Annotated in this window: 14 protein-coding genes; 1 reads left to right on the forward strand and 13 read right to left on the reverse strand. The window is 65.1% G+C overall.

Annotation, left to right across the window (positions count from 1 at the left end):
• Nucleotides 1–14: 14 nt before the first annotated feature.
• The 8 genes from truA to leuC all read right to left on the reverse strand — a co-directional run bounded on the left by truA (nt 15) and on the right by leuC (nt 9,965).
• On the reverse strand, nt 15–866 hold the full coding sequence (gene truA / locus PJ259_RS06065) for a tRNA pseudouridine(38-40) synthase TruA (RefSeq protein ID WP_007158660.1): 852 nt from the start codon (nt 864–866) through the stop codon (nt 15–17).
• Nucleotides 867–937: 71 nt separating this feature from the next.
• Nucleotides 938–3,556, reverse strand: a complete 2,619-nt coding sequence (locus PJ259_RS06070) for a FimV/HubP family polar landmark protein (RefSeq protein WP_442964872.1) — start codon at nt 3,554–3,556, stop codon at nt 938–940.
• Between the two features lie 174 nt (nt 3,557–3,730).
• Nucleotides 3,731–4,726, reverse strand: a complete 996-nt coding sequence (locus tag PJ259_RS06075) for an aspartate-semialdehyde dehydrogenase (protein WP_271655120.1) — start codon at nt 4,724–4,726, stop codon at nt 3,731–3,733.
• Between the two features lie 77 nt (nt 4,727–4,803).
• Nucleotides 4,804–5,916, reverse strand: a complete 1,113-nt coding sequence (asd, locus tag PJ259_RS06080; protein WP_007158663.1) for an aspartate-semialdehyde dehydrogenase — start codon at nt 5,914–5,916, stop codon at nt 4,804–4,806.
• Between the two features lie 56 nt (nt 5,917–5,972).
• Nucleotides 5,973–7,055 (reverse strand): 3-isopropylmalate dehydrogenase, encoded by a 1,083-nt coding sequence (gene leuB / locus PJ259_RS06085; protein ID WP_271655121.1) that lies wholly within the window; start codon nt 7,053–7,055, stop codon nt 5,973–5,975.
• Nucleotides 7,056–7,074: 19 nt separating this feature from the next.
• Nucleotides 7,075–7,839 (reverse strand): class I SAM-dependent methyltransferase, encoded by a 765-nt coding sequence (locus tag PJ259_RS06090; RefSeq protein WP_271655122.1) that lies wholly within the window; start codon nt 7,837–7,839, stop codon nt 7,075–7,077.
• 45 nt (nt 7,840–7,884) lie between these two features.
• Nucleotides 7,885–8,529 (reverse strand): 3-isopropylmalate dehydratase small subunit, encoded by a 645-nt coding sequence (gene leuD / locus PJ259_RS06095; RefSeq protein WP_271655123.1) that lies wholly within the window; start codon nt 8,527–8,529, stop codon nt 7,885–7,887.
• Between the two features lie 11 nt (nt 8,530–8,540).
• Nucleotides 8,541–9,965, reverse strand: coding sequence for a 3-isopropylmalate dehydratase large subunit (gene leuC, locus PJ259_RS06100; RefSeq protein ID WP_271655124.1), 1,425 nt, complete (start codon nt 9,963–9,965; stop codon nt 8,541–8,543).
• A gap of 141 nt (nt 9,966–10,106) precedes the next feature.
• On the opposite strand from leuC, the gene PJ259_RS06105 reads away from it, so the two are divergent.
• Nucleotides 10,107–10,982: a LysR family transcriptional regulator gene (locus PJ259_RS06105; RefSeq protein WP_271655125.1), complete on the forward strand. Its 876-nt coding sequence runs from the start codon at nt 10,107–10,109 to the stop codon at nt 10,980–10,982.
• An 863-nt stretch (nt 10,983–11,845) separates the two neighbouring features.
• Here the strand turns inward: PJ259_RS06105 and PJ259_RS06110 are convergent.
• From PJ259_RS06110 to PJ259_RS06130, 5 genes are all read right to left on the reverse strand, one after another.
• Nucleotides 11,846–12,019 carry a DUF1289 domain-containing protein gene (locus tag PJ259_RS06110; protein ID WP_082696425.1) on the reverse strand — a complete coding sequence of 58 codons (174 nt, stop codon included), beginning with the start codon at nt 12,017–12,019 and terminating at the stop codon, nt 11,846–11,848.
• A gap of 92 nt (nt 12,020–12,111) precedes the next feature.
• Nucleotides 12,112–13,512: a carbohydrate porin gene (locus PJ259_RS06115; protein WP_093251910.1), complete on the reverse strand. Its 1,401-nt coding sequence runs from the start codon at nt 13,510–13,512 to the stop codon at nt 12,112–12,114.
• Between the two features lie 62 nt (nt 13,513–13,574).
• A complete protein-coding gene (locus tag PJ259_RS06120) occupies nt 13,575–14,786 on the reverse strand; it encodes an AGE family epimerase/isomerase (protein WP_271655126.1) in 1,212 nt (403 codons plus the stop codon).
• 40 nt (nt 14,787–14,826) lie between these two features.
• Nucleotides 14,827–15,732, reverse strand: a complete 906-nt coding sequence (locus tag PJ259_RS06125; RefSeq protein ID WP_271655127.1) for a carbohydrate kinase family protein — start codon at nt 15,730–15,732, stop codon at nt 14,827–14,829.
• Nucleotides 15,733–15,860: 128 nt separating this feature from the next.
• Nucleotides 15,861–16,961 carry an ABC transporter ATP-binding protein gene (locus PJ259_RS06130; protein ID WP_271655128.1) on the reverse strand — a complete coding sequence of 367 codons (1,101 nt, stop codon included), beginning with the start codon at nt 16,959–16,961 and terminating at the stop codon, nt 15,861–15,863.
• Nucleotides 16,962–16,968: the final 7 nt, after the last annotated feature.

The raw sequence follows: 16,968 nt of genomic DNA on the forward strand, positions 1-16,968 counted from the left end.
CCACCTGCCCAGCGTCAGCCTTGGGGGTCATCCAGCTCGGGGATATGCCCCAGGAACAACGGACCCAGCGGCCGCTTCGGCACGGGCGTGCTTTCGGGATATTCGGCGTCCACCAGGTAGAGGCCGTAGGGATGGGCCGTAACGCCGCCCAGGCGCCGCTCACGCGCGGCCAGGACCTCGGCGACCCATTCCACCGGCCGCTCGCCACAGCCTACCGCCATCAGCACCCCGGCGATGTTGCGCACCATATGATGCAGGAAGGCATTGGCGCGGATATCCAGCACGATCAGCCGCCCGCTCTGCCAGAGACGCAGATGGTGGATCGTCTTGATCGCCGACTTGGCCTGGCAGGCCTTGGCGCGAAAGGAGGTGAAATCGTGCGTACCGAGCAGCACCTGGGCGGCTTCACGCATCGGTTCGATCCGCAACGGCCGATGATTCCAGGTGACCTCTTCGGCCAGGTGGGCAGGCCGGATCGGATCGTTGTAGATCACATAGCGGTAACGCCGGGCCATGGCGCTGAAACGGGCATGGAATTCATTGCTGACCGGCTTGACCCAGGTGACGCTGATGTCGGACGGCAGATTGGCATTGGTGCCCATCACCCAGGCCTTGAGCGGTCGAGCGACAGGGGATTCGAAATGCACCACCTGGCCGGTAGCATGCACCCCGCAATCGGTCCGGCCCGCGCAGTGCAGGGCGATAGGTGCCGCGGCGACCTCGGACAAGGCGTCTTCCAGCGTCTCCTGAACGGAGCGCACACCGGGTTGCTGGCGCTGCCAGCCGCGATAGCGAGCACCCTTGTACTCGACGCCAAGCGCGATGCGTTGCGGGGGAACGATGATGGTGGGGTCTAGAAAATCCAAGGCGGCGGCCAGGCAAAAAAAAGGGGTGGCAGCTTATAGCGCCTCCCCTCCTCTGCCAAGCCCGACCGGCGTCAGCTGAGCTGGGCGATGATCGCCCGTGCTTCCTGCTGCTGCCCGGCATTCCCCTCGGCCAGTACCTCGTCGAGGATGTCCCGGGCACCCTCGGGATCGCCCATGTCGATGTAGGCACGCGCCAGATCCAGCTTGGTAGCGGTCTCGTCTTCGCCGGACAGGAAATCGAAGTCGTCCAGCCCATCTTCCTTCGACGACCCGCTGGTGGTTTCCGCATCGAACTGACGCGAAGCCTCCTGCAGGCGTGCGGCGAACTCCTCGTCGCTCTCACGTTTGGCCGCAGGCTGCTCCTCGAAGTCGGCGAGATCGAAGTGCGCCGGCAACTCGGCATCGGCGGCCGGCTCCTCCGGCGTGGTCAGCGGCTCATCGAATGCCGCGGTGCTCGGTGCCTCGTCGCTTGCCAGGTCGCCCTGCCGCTCGAACTCACTGAAGTCGAGGGCGAAGTCGTCATCCTTGGTCGCCGGAGTGGTACCGGGTGCAGCAGCGGGCTCGGGATCGAAATTGAGATCGAAGTCGAAGTCGTCCCGGGAGTCCGCTGCGTTGGCCTTGGCCTCGGCAAAAGCCTCGCCGAACAGCGGCTCCTCAGCCGGGCCGGCAGGCTGGGGCGCATGGTTATCTTCGGTGCCAAAGTCATCCAGGGACAGGTCAAAATCCTGGCTATCCTCGGTTGCCGAGAAACCCTGATCCCGGGCCTGCTCTTCGCTCAACTCATGAGCGGCGGCCAGGGCGGCAGCGCCGACCGCGGCAGACGCCACGGCCACGGTGGCCATGGCAGGGTAGCGTGACTTCAGGTGCTCGACCTCTGGCTGGGCACCGCCGATCTCCTTGAGCTCACGCTCCTCGCGCTGGAAACCGTCCTTGTCACCCATCTCGGCATAGACTTCCATGAGCTTGAGGCGCAGATCGGCGCGATGAGGCTCCTGGTCGCTGGCTTTCTTGAGCACCTCGGCCGCCTGGCTGAAGCGGCCGTAGGCCATGTAGATGTCCGCCTGCCCCAGGGCATCGTCCTGGGCGTCGGCGTCGCGGGAGGTATCCTGGCCGGCCTGGCTCAGTTCCAGGCCCGCGAGCCCGTGGTGGTCGCCCAGCTCGGGATCGGCATCGAAGACGGTATCAGGACGCGCCGCTTCGGCTTCGCGTTCGCGCTCGGCCTCCTTCACCGCATTGCGGCGCGAGTTGATCATCAGCAGCACCAGCAGAGCCAGCAGAGCGCTGCCACCGATGATGCCCAGCCACAGCGGGTTGCTGAGAATCTCGTCGAGGAAGCTGTTGGTCGCTTCGGTAGGCTCGGTCGCCGGACTGCTCGGGGTGACCGGAATGACCTTGGGCTCGTTGGCACTCGCCGCGGGCGGCGCGTTACCGGTAGCGGCTTCGCTGGCCGGCGGCGTGGCGGGCTGAGCCGGTGCAGCCTCGGCCGGCGGCGTAGCAGGCGCGGTCGCCGCCGGATCCTGAGGCACTGGCGTGTTGGGGTTTTCGGCGGGAGCAGGCGTGCCTGGGACCGCCGTCTCAGGCGTGGCCTGCGCGGCGGGCTGACCCGCCGCCTGCGGATTGGCCATGTTGGCCTGCATCCGGGCCAGCTGGGCGTCCTTGAGCTGCATGATCTTCTGCAGCTTGTCGAGCTGCGACTGCAGATCGCCCAGACGACTCTTGAGTTCTTCATTCTCGCGCCGGGTGGTGTCCAGGCTTTCCTGGGTCACCGCCAGCTTGTCGGCGAGGGCCTGATCACTGCCCTTTCCACCGGCGGAGTCGCCTCCGCGGCTGGACGACTGGCCAGAGAGCAGCTTGAGGTTGTCCTTGGGTGCGGCGGTCGCCGGCGCCTCGTTTCCACTCGGCTGGGCGGATGCATCCACCTGCCGACGCGGCGTACCGGTCGGAGCACTGTCGCCACCCTGCCTCCAGGCCCGGGTCTGACGCGCGATCTCCGCTACGGCTTCGCGCTGGGGACGTGCTCCAGCCTGTGCCTGATCGGGCAGGCGCAGCACCTGGCCGCTCTTCATGAGGTTGATGTTGCGATTGATGAAGGCGTTGGGGTTCAGATCCTGAATCGCCAGCATGGTCTGATCGACGCTGACAGTGGACGCCGGGCGATTGCGCGCCGCCACTTCCCAAAGGGTGTCACGCGGCTCGGTGGTGTAGGTACCAGGCGTCTGGGTCGCGCTCGGCGCTGGCGCGGCGGGCGGTGTGGCCGGACGTGAAGCGTTCGACGTGGTGTTGCGTGCACGCGGCGTGGCCGGAACCTGGGGGGCGAAGGGCGCTGCCGCAGCCTGGGGGGTGTAGAGCGGCGGATCCAACAGCACCGTGTACTCGCGGAGGATACGCCCGCTTGGCCAATTCACCTCGAGCAGGAAGTTCAGATAGGGCTCGCGCACCGGGCGCGCCGACGTCACGCGAATGACGGTCCGCCCATTGCGCACTTCCGGCGCGAACTTGAGATCGTTGAGGAAGAAGGCACGGTCGACGCCGGCCTTGCCGAAGTCCTCGGCGGACGCGAGGTTGGGTCGCAGGTCGGCGGTGCCAAGATCACGCAGGTCCGACAGATCGATGGTGGCATCGAAGGGCTGATTGAGCGCGGAGTTGAGATGGATCTCCCCCAGGCTGAGGGCCTGGGCCGCGCCAGACATCAAGGCGCTCGCCGCTGCAATTGCCCGCACCAGTTTCTGAACTCGAACCATGACCGTCCCTTTTTAGAAGCTGTCGATCGCGCCACCGTGCGGGCGCCTGTGTCCATCGCTGCGTGCCACGTCTACTGCCCTTTCGCTTAAGCCAAAAGGGCGAAGCATTTCACGAAGTATCTTTTAGGCCGACTGTTTAAGCAACAATTCGGCCAGCTGAACGGCCGTGAGCGCCGACAATCTGACGTTGTCCGCCACCAACCAGCACTCCAGCCGCCGCGCATCCCGCGGATGCAGCCTTACCCGTCCCACCAGCACCTCTTCGCGCCCCAGGGCATCGCCCACCGCCGACGGACAGTCAACGTCTTCGTCGAGTGCCAGCCCGGGCTCATCACCCAGCGCTTCCAGCACCTGCTCCAGCTGCCAGGCTTCCCGACCCCGCAGACTCAGCGCCAGGCTGTCGCCAAAGAATACGGGCGCCTGTACGGCAGTGACGTCCAGTACCGGCAAGGTCTCGCCCAGCACCTGCTGACATTCGTCCAGCAGGCGATGTTCCTGGGCAGTATAGCCACCCACAGCGGGAGCACCGGTGCGACCGAGCAGATTGAAGGCCAGCTGGCCTTCGAACAGCCGGGCCTCGACGGGCCGACCATTGAGCAGTTCGGTGGCCTGCCGCGCCAACTCCTCGACACCGCCACGGCCGGCGCCGGACGCGGCCAGGCAGGCGGTCAGGGACGCATCGCTGAGCGTATTGAAGCGAGCCAGCACGGCTGCCACGCTGGCAGCGGCCTGTGCCGCCGCGAGCGGTACGCCAAGCCAGGCGGCAGCGGGAAGGCTATCGAGCGTCTCGCCATTGATGCGCGGCAGTACGGACGCCGCGGCGGAGGCACCGCTGAGGTCCAGTACGGCGCAACCAGCGGCGGCCAGTTGTGGCCTCAGGGTTTCCACCACGGCTGCCGGCACCGCGAGGATGACAAGGCCGACCTGAGCGAAATCGAAACCTTCGAGACCGGCGACGCGCAGATTGCTGCCTCGGAAGGGCAGATTCTGACCCGCCGATTCACCGCTGGCGAGCAGGTGCAGCCTGCCGAGCGGCACGTCACGTTCGTCGAGGAGCTCACGAATGGCTTCGCCATAGGCACTGGTGGCGCCGATGAGGGCGATATCTCTGGCAGTCATGATAGGACGGTCCGCAACGAAAGAGGGCCGCACTTTACTGGCGGCCCTCCTCTATAGGCAAACGTTTAACCGTCAGCTCACTGCTCGAGCAGGATCCGCAACATGCGGCGCAACGGCTCCGCGGCGCCCCACAGCAGCTGGTCGCCCACGGTGAAGGCGCCCAGGTACTGGGAGCCCATGTTCAGTTTGCGCAGGCGGCCAACCGGTACGCTCAAGGTGCCGGTAACGGCAGCCGGGGTCAGGTCGCGCATGCTGACGTCGCGGTTATTCGGCACCAGCTTGACCCAGGGATTGTGCTGACTGATCAGACCATGGATGTCGGACAGCGGCACGTCCTTGTTCAGCTTGATGGTCAGCGCCTGGCTGTGGCAACGCATGGCGCCGATGCGCACGCAGATCCCATCCACGGGAATGGGATTCTTGAAGCGTCCGAGAATCTTGTTGGTCTCGGCCTGGGCCTTCCATTCCTCGCGGCTTTGGCCGTTGGGCAGTTCCTTGTCGATCCAGGGGATCAGGCTGCCCGCCAGCGGGACGCCGAACTGCTCGGTGGGGAAGGCCTCGCTGCGCAGGGTCTCGGCGACCTGACGGTCGATGTCGAGGATGGCGCTGGCCGGGTCGGCCAGGCTGTCGGCGACGGCGGCGTGGGTCGCGCCCATCTGGCGAATCAGTTCGCGCATGTTCTGGGCACCGGCACCGGACGCGGCCTGGTAGGTCATGGCGCTCATCCAGTCCACCAGACCGGCTTCGAACAGCCCGCCCAGGGCCATCAGCATCAGGCTGACGGTGCAGTTGCCGCCGATGAAGTCCTTGCGGCCATCGGCCAGGGCCTGGTCGATGACGCGACGGTTGACCGGGTCCAGCACGATGACGGCGTCATCCTGCATGCGCAGGCTGGAAGCCGCATCGATCCAGTAGCCTTTCCAACCGGCCTGGCGCAGCTTGGGGAACACCTCGCTGGTGTAGTCGCCGCCCTGGCAGGTGAGGATGACGTCGAGGGTCTTGAGCTCGTCGATGCTGTAGGCATCCTTGAGCGGCGCCACGCCCTTGCCAATGGCAGGGCCTTCACCACCGACATTGGAGGTGGTGAAGAACACCGGCTCGATCAAGTCGAAATCCCGCTCTTCGAGCATGCGCTGCATGAGCACGGAGCCCACCATGCCACGCCAACCGATCAGACCTACACGTTTCATCGCTACTGCACCTTTATTGTCTTGAGGACGGCCGCCTCCCCTGGCGGCCGATCAGATTAACGCCTTGCGAGGGCGGCGACCACTGCTTCGCCCATCTCGCGGGTACCGACCCGCTGCTTGCCTTCCGACCAGATGTCGCCGGTCCGCAGCCCCTGGTCTAGCACTTGGCCCACCGCCGCCTCGATGGCCTCGGCCGCCACGGCGGCGCCAAAGGTGTATCTGAGCATCATGGCCACCGAAAGGATGGTCGCGAGGGGGTTGGCCACGCCCTGGCCGGCGATGTCGGGCGCCGAGCCGTGGCAGGGTTCGTACATGCCCTTGTTATGGGCGTCCAGGGACGCCGAGGGCAGCATGCCGATGGAGCCGGTCAGCATCGAGGCTTCGTCGGAGAGGATGTCGCCGAACATGTTGTCGGTGACGATCACATCGAACTGCTTGGGCGCGCGCACCAGCTGCATGGCAGCGTTGTCGACGTACATGTGGCTGAGTTCGACGTCCGGATAGTCCTTGGCCACCTCCTCCACCACTTCGCGCCACAGGCGGCTGGATTCGAGGACGTTGGCCTTGTCCACCGAGCACAACTTCTTACCGCGCAGGCGCGCCATGTCGAAGCCGACACGGGCGATCCGGCGGATCTCGCCTTCGCTGTACGGCAGGGTATCGAAGGCCTGGCGTTCGCCGTTCTCCAGCACCCGGGTCTCGCGCGGCGAGCCGAAGTAGATGCCGCCGGTCAGCTCGCGGACGATGAGAATGTCCAGGCCGGAGACCACTTCCGGCTTGAGGGTCGAGGCTTCGGCCAGCTGCGGATAGAGGATCGCCGGACGCAGGTTGCCGAACAGACTCAGGGCGGAACGGATCTTCAGCAGACCGCGCTCAGGGCGGATGTCACGCTCGAGCTTGTCCCACTTGGGGCCACCCACGGCGCCCAGCAGCACGGCAGCGGCGGCGCGGGCGCGCTCCAGGGTCTCATCGGCCAGGGGTACGCCGTAGCGGTCGATGGCCGCACCGCCCAGGTCGTCGTGGACCAGCTCGAAGCCCAGGTCATGATCGCGGTTGACCGTTTCCAGCACCTTGACCGCTTCGGCCATGATTTCCGGACCGATGCCGTCGCCCGGCAGGATGAGGATCTGCTTGCTCATTGTCTTTTCCTGTCTCACATCAGATGGGCTGGGCCCAGAGAACCATGACGTCGACGCTGAAAGAGCCGTCGCGGTCGATTTCGAAATACTGGCGCACTTCCTGGCCGATCTTGCTCTGCAGGCTGCGGATGGCCTGGCACTGCGGCTCGGGGGTACGCATGCGCTCGGTCCAGGTGGCGAAGTCCAGGCGCAGGCGCTGGCGGCGGCAGCGGGTCACGCCCAGGCGCGCCATGTCCAGCAGGCGATGCCACTCGGCGAAGGAGTAGTCACGCACGTGACTGATGTCGCGCAGGATCTCCACCGTCTGCAGATAGGTATCCAGGCGCGGGTTGGCCGGCGAGATCACGTCGATGATGGCCATTTCGCCGCCATGGCGCAGCACCCGGCGCACTTCGCGCAGGGCGGCGCCGATGTCGCGCCAGTGGTGCGCCGAATAGCGGCTGAAGACGAAGTCGAAGCTGGCATCGCCGAAGGGCAAATGCTCGGCCATGCCGGGTTGGACGCTGATGTTGTCCAGGCCCTGCTCGGCCGCGGTGCGCTTGACCACCGAGAGCATTTCCTCGGCCAGATCCAGGGCAACCACCTGCCCGGCCACCGGCGCCACGTTGTAGCTCACGTGACCGCCACCGCACCCAAGATCCAGCACCTTGGCGCCTTCTCGCTGCGCCACGGCCTCGCGCAACTCGGCGAGTTCGGCGCCCTGGGCATGGACGGCGCTGGTCAGGTAGGCCTCGGCGGTGGCGCCGAATTGCTGCTGTACGTGTTGCTCGTGTTCACCGCTCATGGAGCCTCCGGAAAGAGCGCCGACCCCGAGGGCCGGCGACTGGGTTCAGGCGCTGGGGAACATCCAGGGACTGCTCTGGCGATAGCGTGTTTCAAAGCTCGCGATGGCGTCGGCATCCTGCAGGGTCAGGCCGATGTCGTCCAGGCCGTTGAGCAGGCAGTGCTTGCGGAAGGCATCGATCTCGAAGGGCAGCGCCACGCCATCGGGGCGGCGGACGGTCTGGCTTTCGAGATCGACCACCAGCTGGTAGCCCTCATGGGCCTCGACCTGGCGGAACAGCTCGTCCACCTCGGCATCGCTGAGGATGATCGGCAGCAGGCCGTTTTTGAAACTGTTGTTGAAGAAGATGTCGGCGAAGCTCGGCGCGATCACCGAGCGGAAGCCGTAGCCATCCAGCGCCCAGGGCGCGTGCTCGCGACTGGAACCGCAACCGAAGTTCTCCCGCGCCAGCAGGATGCTGGCGCCCTGGTAGCGTGGCTGGTTGAGCACGAAGTCAGGGTTGAGCGGGCGCTTGCTGTTGTCCTGGCCGGGCTGGCCGACATCCAGGTAACGCCACTCATCGAACAGGTTGGGGCCGAAGCCAGTGCGCTTGATCGACTTCAGGAATTGCTTGGGAATGATCTGGTCGGTATCGACGTTGGCGCGATCCAGGGGAGCGACCAAACCGGTGTGCTGGGTAAAGGCTTGCATGGTCAGGCTCCTCAGGCGTTGGCGAAGTCGCGGACGTCGACGAAACGACCGGCGATGGCAGCAGCGGCGGCCATCGCCGGGCTCACCAGGTGGGTACGGCCACCGGCACCCTGACGGCCTTCGAAGTTGCGGTTGGAGGTGGAGGCGCAGTGCTCGCCACTCTCCAGGCGGTCGGCGTTCATCGCCAGGCACATGGAGCAACCGGGTTCACGCCATTCGAAACCGGCTTCGATGAACACCTTGTCCAGGCCTTCACGCTCGGCTTGCGCCTTGACCAGACCGGAGCCCGGCACCACCAGCGCCTGCTTGAGGGTCGCGGCAACCTTGCGGCCCTTGGCCACGGCGGCGGCGGCGCGCAGGTCCTCGATACGAGAGTTGGTGCAGGAGCCGATGAAGACGCGATCGAGCACGATGTCGGTGATCGGCTGGTTGGCCTTGAGCCCCATGTATTTCAGGGCGCGTTCGATGGAGCCGCGCTTGACCGGATCGGCTTCGCGGGTGGGATCCGGCACCTGCTGGTCGACGGCCAGGACCATCTCGGGCGAGGTGCCCCAGCTGACCTGCGGCTTGATCTGGGCGGCGTCGAGCTCGACCACGGTATCGAAGTGGGCATCGGCATCAGACACCAGGCCACGCCACTCGGCCACGGCAGCTTCCCAGACGGCACCAGTGGGCGCGAAAGGACGACCCTCGACGTAGTCGATGGTGGTCTGGTCCACCGCCACCATGCCGACCCGGGCACCGGCCTCGATGGACATGTTGCAGATGGTCATGCGGCCTTCCATGGACAGGGCACGGATGGCGCTGCCGGCGAATTCGATGGCATGGCCATTACCGCCCGCGGTGCCGATCTTGCCGATGATGGCGAGGACGATGTCCTTGGCGGTGACGCCGAAGGGCAAGTCGCCTTCCACCTTCACCAGCATGTTCTTCATCTTCTTGGCCACCAGGCACTGGGTGGCGAGCACGTGCTCGACCTCGGAGGTGCCGATGCCATGGGCCAGGGCGGCGAAGGCGCCGTTGGTGGAGGTGTGGGAGTCACCGCAGACCACGGTCATGCCGGGCAGTACGGCGCCCTGCTCAGGGCCGATCACGTGGACGATGCCCTGGCGGACGTCGTTCATCTTGAATTGGGTAACGCCGAAGTCGTCGCAGTTCTCGTCCAGGGTGCGGACCTGGATACGCGAAATCTCGTCCTTGATGGAGTCGAGGCCTTCCTTGCGATCGGGAGTCGTCGGCACGTTGTGGTCGGGGGTCGCCAGGTTGGCGTCCAGACGCCAGGGCTTGCGGCCGGCCAGACGCAGGCCTTCGAAAGCCTGGGGCGAGGTCACTTCGTGGATGATGTGGCGGTCGATGTAGAGCAGCGCGGAACCGTCGTCGCGCTGCTTGACCAGGTGCATATCCCAGAGTTTGTCGTAGAGCGTCTTGCCAGCCATGGGTGGATTCCTCATCAGGCGTGGAACGGCACGGGCCTTTGCATGCCCTTGGTGCTTGTGGGGTCAAAGATACCGCGCTAGGCTCGCATGAAACAAATTCATCTTTTTCATGAAGCGCATAACCAATAGGAATTCGAAGTCTTGGACCTCGCCAATCTCAATGCCTTCGTGGCCGTCGCGGAACTGGGCGGCTTTTCCGACGCCGGCGAGCGTCTGCACCTGACCCAACCTGCGGTCAGCAAACGCATCGCCGCGCTGGAGCAGCAACTGGGGCTGCGGCTGTTCGACCGCATCGGGCGGGAGGTCAGCCTGACCGAGGCCGGACGCGCCCTGCTCCCCCGCGCCTATCAGATTCTAGGCGTGATCGATGACACTCGACGCGCCCTGACCAATCTCAATGGTGCCATCGGCGGCCGGCTGACGCTGGCGACCAGTCACCACATCGGCCTGCACCGGCTGCCGCCGATCCTTAGACGGTTCACTCGGGAGTATCCCGAGGTCGCCCTCGACATCCGCTTTCTGGATTCGGAAGCGGCCTACGACGAGATCCTGCATGGGCGGGTGGAGCTGGCCATCATCACCCTGGCGCCCCAGACCGCGGCCCCGATCAAGGCGGTGCCGGTGTGGAGCGATCCGCTGGATTTCGTGGCGGCGCCCGAGCATGCGCTGGCAAACCAGAAGGAGGTCAGCCTGGCCGATGTGGCGCGGCACCCGGCAGTGTTTCCCGGCGGCAATACCTTTACCCGCCTGATCGTCCATGGTCTGTTCGATGCCCAGGGACTGACACCCAACATCGCCATGAGCACCAACTACCTGGAGACCATCAAGATGCTGGTTTCCATCGGCCTGGCCTGGAGCGTCCTGCCGCGTACGCTGCTGGACGATCAGGTCCGCCGGCTGCCGCTACCGGGGATTCAGCTGGAACGGCGGCTGGGCTACATCCTGCATACCGAGCGTACCCATTCGAATGCGGCTCAGGCGTTCATGGGGCTGCTGGATGAGGTGGAGCGGGCGTAGCGAGAGCTGTTCGATGCCCGGTTAACCGTAGCGTGGAGAACGGCGCAGCCTTTTCCACCCGGGTATTCAGTGGGAAGGAGCGCCCTCACGCCAACCCTCTCCCATGGGGAGAGGGGGCTAGCCGAGCAGGCGTTCAGCTCCATCAGGCGTAGGTTGGGCTGAGACGGCTTTATCGTCGAAGCCCAACAGCAGGGAACTGGCTTGGCATTGTTGGGCTTCGCTGCGCTCAGCCCAACCTACGGAAAGTGCCAACCAGGACGCTCGGTGTTCTGTGGCAAGGAGCGCCCTCACCTCAACCCTCTCCCGCGGGGAGAGGGGGCCGGCCGAGCAGGCGTTCAGCTCCATCAGGCGTAGGTTGGGCTGAGACGGCTTTATCGTCGAAGCCCAACAGGGGGGAGCTGGATTGGCATTGTTGGGCTTCGCTGCGCTCAGCCCAACCTACGGAAAGTGCCAACCAGGGCGCTCGGTGTTAGGTGGCAAGAAGCGCCCTCACCCCAACCCTCTCCCGTGGGGAGAGGGTCTAGCCGAGCAGGCGTTCAGCTCCATCAGGTGTAGGTTGGGCTGAGACGGCTTTATCGTCGAAGCCCAACAGCGGGGAGCTGGATTGGCATTGTTGGGCTTCGCTGCGCTCAGCCCAACCTACGGAAAGTGCCAACCAGGGCGCTCGGTGTTAGGTGGCGAGGAGCGCCCTTACCCAACCTTCTCCCGCGGGGAGAGGGGGCTGCCAAGCGGGCGCTTGACTCTATCAGGTGTAGGTTGGGCTGAGACGGCTTTATCGTCGAAGCCCAACAATGCGGCGGTGACCTGGCCAACGTTGGGCTTCGCTGCGCTCAACCCAACCTACGGGTACCGACAGGAACGCATCAGCCCTTTTTGAGCTTCTTCAGGCGCTTCTTCGACTTGTCGATGACTTCCTTACGCTCCTTGTCCTTCAGCTCTTTCCATCCCTTGATCTCTGAGCGTTTGCGGCCACATCCCTGGCAGACGTCGTCTTTGATCTTGCACTGGCTGATGCAGGGACTTTCGACCTTACCCACGGCAACCTCGGAAATGAAAAAGGCCCTGCAGTATAACCACTGCAGGGCCCTGTCCAGCGCCATCGGGCAGGATGGCAGGCTATGGGGACGATTTAGAAAACCGCTTGAACCTTCAGGCCACCCACCACGGCATTGTCGACCTCACGCACACCACCCGGGTTCTTGATGTACTGGAGGTTGGGGCGCACGGTGAGCCAGTTGGTCACGTGCACGCCGTAGTAGATCTCGGCGTCGTACTCGTTGTGCTGCAGCGGCGTGAAGGCCGGATCGTTGTAGTCGGTGGCACCGGCGGCCTGGTTGAGGGCGCGCTGGTTGTCGCGGAAGTCACCGTTGGTGGTGATGCGCGCGACACCGAAGCCAATGTCATCCTTGGGACGGCCATCGAAGGGGCCCTTGTAGACCAGGCCGGCCTGGACGTAGCTGCTGACCTTGTTGACGTCCTTGGCATGGGCGGTGAAGTTGGCGAACACCGACAGGCCACGGCTCGGGTCATCATTGTGAGCGGTGATCTGCTGACGGGCCACGACCCAGTAGCCGTGCTTGCTGGAGTGTTCCTTGTAGTCCAGCCCGGTGAGGGCCGCGGAGTTGCCGTTGACGTCCTCGTAGACGTCGTTGGCATCGGCGGTGCTGTAGTAGTAGCCGACGCGGTATTCGCCCGGCAGGCCGTTGACCTTGGGCGACCAGACCATTTCCACCGGCAGGACCGCACCCTTGGTGCCGCTGCCGTTGAGCTTGAAGCCGTTGCCGGTTTCCAGCAGCGACGGATTCTGCTCGTAGGCACCGACCTGGACGAACAGCTCGGGGGTCAGGTTGTATTTGACGCGCAGGGCCCACTGGCTGACCGGCCAGTTGTACCAGACGCCTTCCCAGTTGCCGACCTGGGAGCCGCAGAACGCCAGGTTCTGGAAGTCGCACTCGAAGGAGTTGAAGTCCTCGCCTTCCCCGAAGCGACCGGCCTTGATGTCCAGGCGGCCATCGAAGAAGCCCTTGGACAGCCACAGCTGGGTCAGACGCCAGGTCTGGCCACGGCCATAGACTTCCTGCACCGAGGAGTAGCCGCCCACGCGCGGATCGGTGATGCGGTCATCGGTGAGGTTGCGGCCGTCACGGGAGGTGATGGCCAGCTTGAACACCGAGTTTTCCCAGCCGGCGATCTTGTTCATGTCGCCCCACAGGCCGAACATGTACTGCGAGCTCCAGCGCCCGGTGCGATCGTCGTCGTAGCCGCCACGCAGGTTGGTCGCGCCCTCGCCCACGTATTCGAGCTTGATGTCCCAGCCCTTGTCGCGCAGGTCCTTGCGTACGCCACCCCAGTCACCGGTCATGGTGTTGCCCAGGGGCTCGAAGGCGGCCTCGGTGTTGTTGACGCCGCTGAAGTTGCCACCCGGATTGGCCTGGGGGGCCGCCTGGGCACCGGCGGAGACCGCCAGGGCGAGCAGCGACACCAGGGGCAGTGCGAGCCCCGAACGATTCTTGTGATTCTGACTATTCATTACTGAGATCCCTTTTTATTGAAGTGATGACACCCAGGGCCCGAAACCCGCGTCTCTAATACTTACGGCAGGACGTTGAGGACTTCGTAACAGGCACCCATGGTGTGGTAGTCGACCTTGCCGGCCGGACTCTTGTCGTCGGAGTACTTCTGGTTCCGACGGTCGAGCAGGCGCCACCAGGCGCCCTGCTCGTGATCGATGAAAAATTCCCAGCTGTAGCGCCAGAGCGCCTCGTAATGCTCCCAGTAGCGCGCCTCGCCACTGCGCTCGGCCAGCAATGCTGCCGCGGCCAGGGCCTCGGCCTGCACCCAGAAATACTTGTCCGGATCGCAAGGTGCGCCATCCGGGGCGAAGCCGTAGTAGAGGCCGCCGTGCTCGCCATCCCAGCTCAGGCGCCAGGACACGTCGAACAGCGCCTGGGCGCGCGGCAGCAGCCAGGGCTGGGGGCGATGGCGTTCAAGGATGAGCAGCAGCTTGGCCCATTCGATCTGGTGGCCGGGCTGGAAGCCCCAGGGCCGGAACAGATTCGCCGGATCATCCCGGTTGTAGTCCCAGTCGATGGACCAGTCGCTGTGGTAGTGCTCCCAGATCAGGCCACCGGGGACCTGGTCGGCTACGCCACCCTGCCCCTTGGTCAAGGCCGCCTGACGCTGGGTCATGTTGCGGGCCAGCGTCTCGGCGCGATCCAGATAGCGGGTCTCGCCGCTGGCCTCGAAGGCGGCCAGCAGGGCTTCGCAGGCGTGCATGTTGGCGTTCTGGCCGCGATAGGATGAAACGGTCTGCCAGTCGGCGCTGATCTCGTCGACATAGAGGCCGTCGGCTTCACGCCAGAAATGGGTTTCCAGGGATTCCCAGGCTTCGCTCAGCCAGCCACGGGCTTCCTCGATTCCGGCGAGCAGGCCATGGGCATAGGCCAGCACCACGAAGGCCAGGCCATAGCAATGGTTGGTACCATCCACCACGGTGTCGCCGTCGAGCAGCCAGGCATAGCCCCCATTGGCCTGGCGATGCCGCTCGCGCAGGTACCTCAGGCCGTGACGGGTCGCGTCCAGATAGACCGGGTCGCCGAAGTGTCGATAGGCCATGGCGAAATCGAAGACGAAACGGGTGCTGGAGACCAGGTGACGGGTCTGGCGGTCATAGACCGTCCCGTCGTCCTTGAAGGAATGATAGAAGCCGCCTTGCGGATCAACACAGCGGGGATGGTAGAACGCCAGGGTTTGGCGTACGTGCTCCAGCAGGGTGTCGCGACGACGAAAATCGGGGAAGTCCATCGGGTTTCCTTGGCGGCTATTATTGTTGTGGGAAAACGTCTCAGTGGGGACTCACCTGCAGCAGGGCTTCCACGTCGGCGCGAGTCGGCGCATAGGCGCCAGCGTGGCGGCAGGACACCGAGGCACTGGCGGCGGCAAATCTCAGGCGCTGCTGCAGACCGGTCAGGCCCAGCAGGCCCGAGGCCAGCCAGCCGGCCATGCAGGCGTCACCGGCACCCACGGTGTCGGCCACGTCCACGGCGATGGCGGCCTGCTGCCACTCGCCTTCCGGCGTATAGAGCACCAGACCGTGCTCGCCGCGGGTGAAAAGAATACGGGCGTGGGGATTGAGGGCGCGCAACTCGTCCAGCGCGGCACGCTCGTCCAGCCCGGGGTAGATCTGGCGGATGTCTTCGTCGGACAGCTTGATGTCGTCGGCCAGGCGCACCAGTTCGGGGAAGGTCTGCTGGCGATAGCGGTCATCCATCAGGTTGCGCCAGTTGGGGTCGTAGCTCAGGCGCTTGCCGGCGGCTTTGGCCTTGCGCGCCAGGTCCAGCAAGGTGTCGGCCAGCGGATAGCGAGCCAGGCTGATGCAGCTGAAATGGCAGACTTCGGCAGCGTCGAGCCAGCCTTCGGGCAGCAGCGCCGGATCGAATTGCAGATCGGCTTCGCCCGCGAAGAAATAGCGCGGTGGGCGGCTCGACGGCACGATGGCCACCAGGGGATCGGCGGCGACGCGCTGCAGGAAGCGGGTATCGAGGCCGGCGGTTTCCGATTGCCAGGCGATCTCGTCACCCAGGCCATCCTGACTGATGGCGCCACCGAAGGCGCTGTCCACACCCAGCCGGGCCAGGCCGCGCGCCACGTTCCAGGGGGCGCCACCCGGGTAACCCCGCCATTCGCCAGGATTGCCCTGGACGATGTCGGTGAGGGCTTCGCCAAAGACCACGACTCGGGGTAGTGCCATTCCTGTTCTCCTGTCTGTCACGGCAGCCGGGGGTCAATCCCGGGCCTCTGGTAAGGCCGCAACCCGACCTCAGGCGCGGCGGCGGGCGGACCTTACCATTGCTGTAACGTTTCAGCCATGAGCTAGGTTCAAGAAAGTCGGCGACCGCTGGCCGGATCGAACAGTACCGCCCGTCGCGGATCGATCCGCCACAAGACCTGATCGCCCGCCCGAGGCGCCTCACCCGGGGCGACCCGGCAGCACACCTTGGTGCCGTTCCACTCGGCATATAGCAGGGTATCCGGACCTGTGGGCTCGACCACCTGGACGCGTGTCAGGATGCCTGGGACGGCGCTATCGGCCGGATGCGCCGACTGGATCTGCTCCGGACGCACCCCAAGGATAGCCTCTCTGCCGGCCAGCGCCGGATCCAGTTCCGGCAACTCCACCTGGCTGTCGCCGGTGTCGCCGGTGACTCGCGCGACCACCCTGCCCTCACGGGCTTCGAGACGCACCGGCACGAAGTTCATCGGCGGCGAGCCGATGAAGCTGGCGACGAAGAGGTTGGCCGGATCGTTGTAGATCTCTTCAGGGGTGCCGAACTGCTGCACCTCGCCATCCTTCATCACCGCGACCCGATCTCCCAGGGTCATGGCTTCTATCTGGTCATGGGTGACGTAGACGGTAGTGGTCTGCAGGCGCTGGTGCATCAGCTTGATCTCGGTACGCATCTCCACCCGCAGCTTGGCGTCCAGGTTGGAGAGCGGCTCGTCGAACAGGTAGAGCTTGGGCCGCCGGGCCAGGGCGCGGCCCATGGCCACCCGCTGCTGCTGGCCGCCGGAGAGTTGTGCCGGCTTGCGTTCGAGCAGGTGCTCGATCTGCAGCAGCTTGGCCACGCGTGCCACCTCGGCGTCGATCTGCTCCTTGGGTGTCTTGCGGATCTTCAGGCCGAAGGCGATGTTCTCGCGCACGGTCATGGTCGGATAGAGGGCGTAGGACTGGAACACCATGGCGATGTCCCGGTCCTTGGGCTCGACCTGGGTGACATCCTCGCCATCCAGGCAGATGGCGCCACTGCTGATGTCCTCGAGGCCGGCGATGGCGTTCATGAGGGTGGACTTGCCGCAGCCGGAGGGCCCGACCAGGATGAGGAACTGACCGGCGTCGATGCGGATATCGATGCCCTTGAGGGCTTCCTGGGCGGCGTTGCCGTAGGTCTTGCGTACGCTTTTGAGTTCGAGAGCTGCCATGGTGGCC

The sequence above is a fragment of the Pseudomonas sp. JBR1 genome (assembly GCF_028198185.1).
Classification (GTDB): domain Bacteria; phylum Pseudomonadota; class Gammaproteobacteria; order Pseudomonadales; family Pseudomonadaceae; genus Chryseomonas; species Chryseomonas oryzihabitans_E.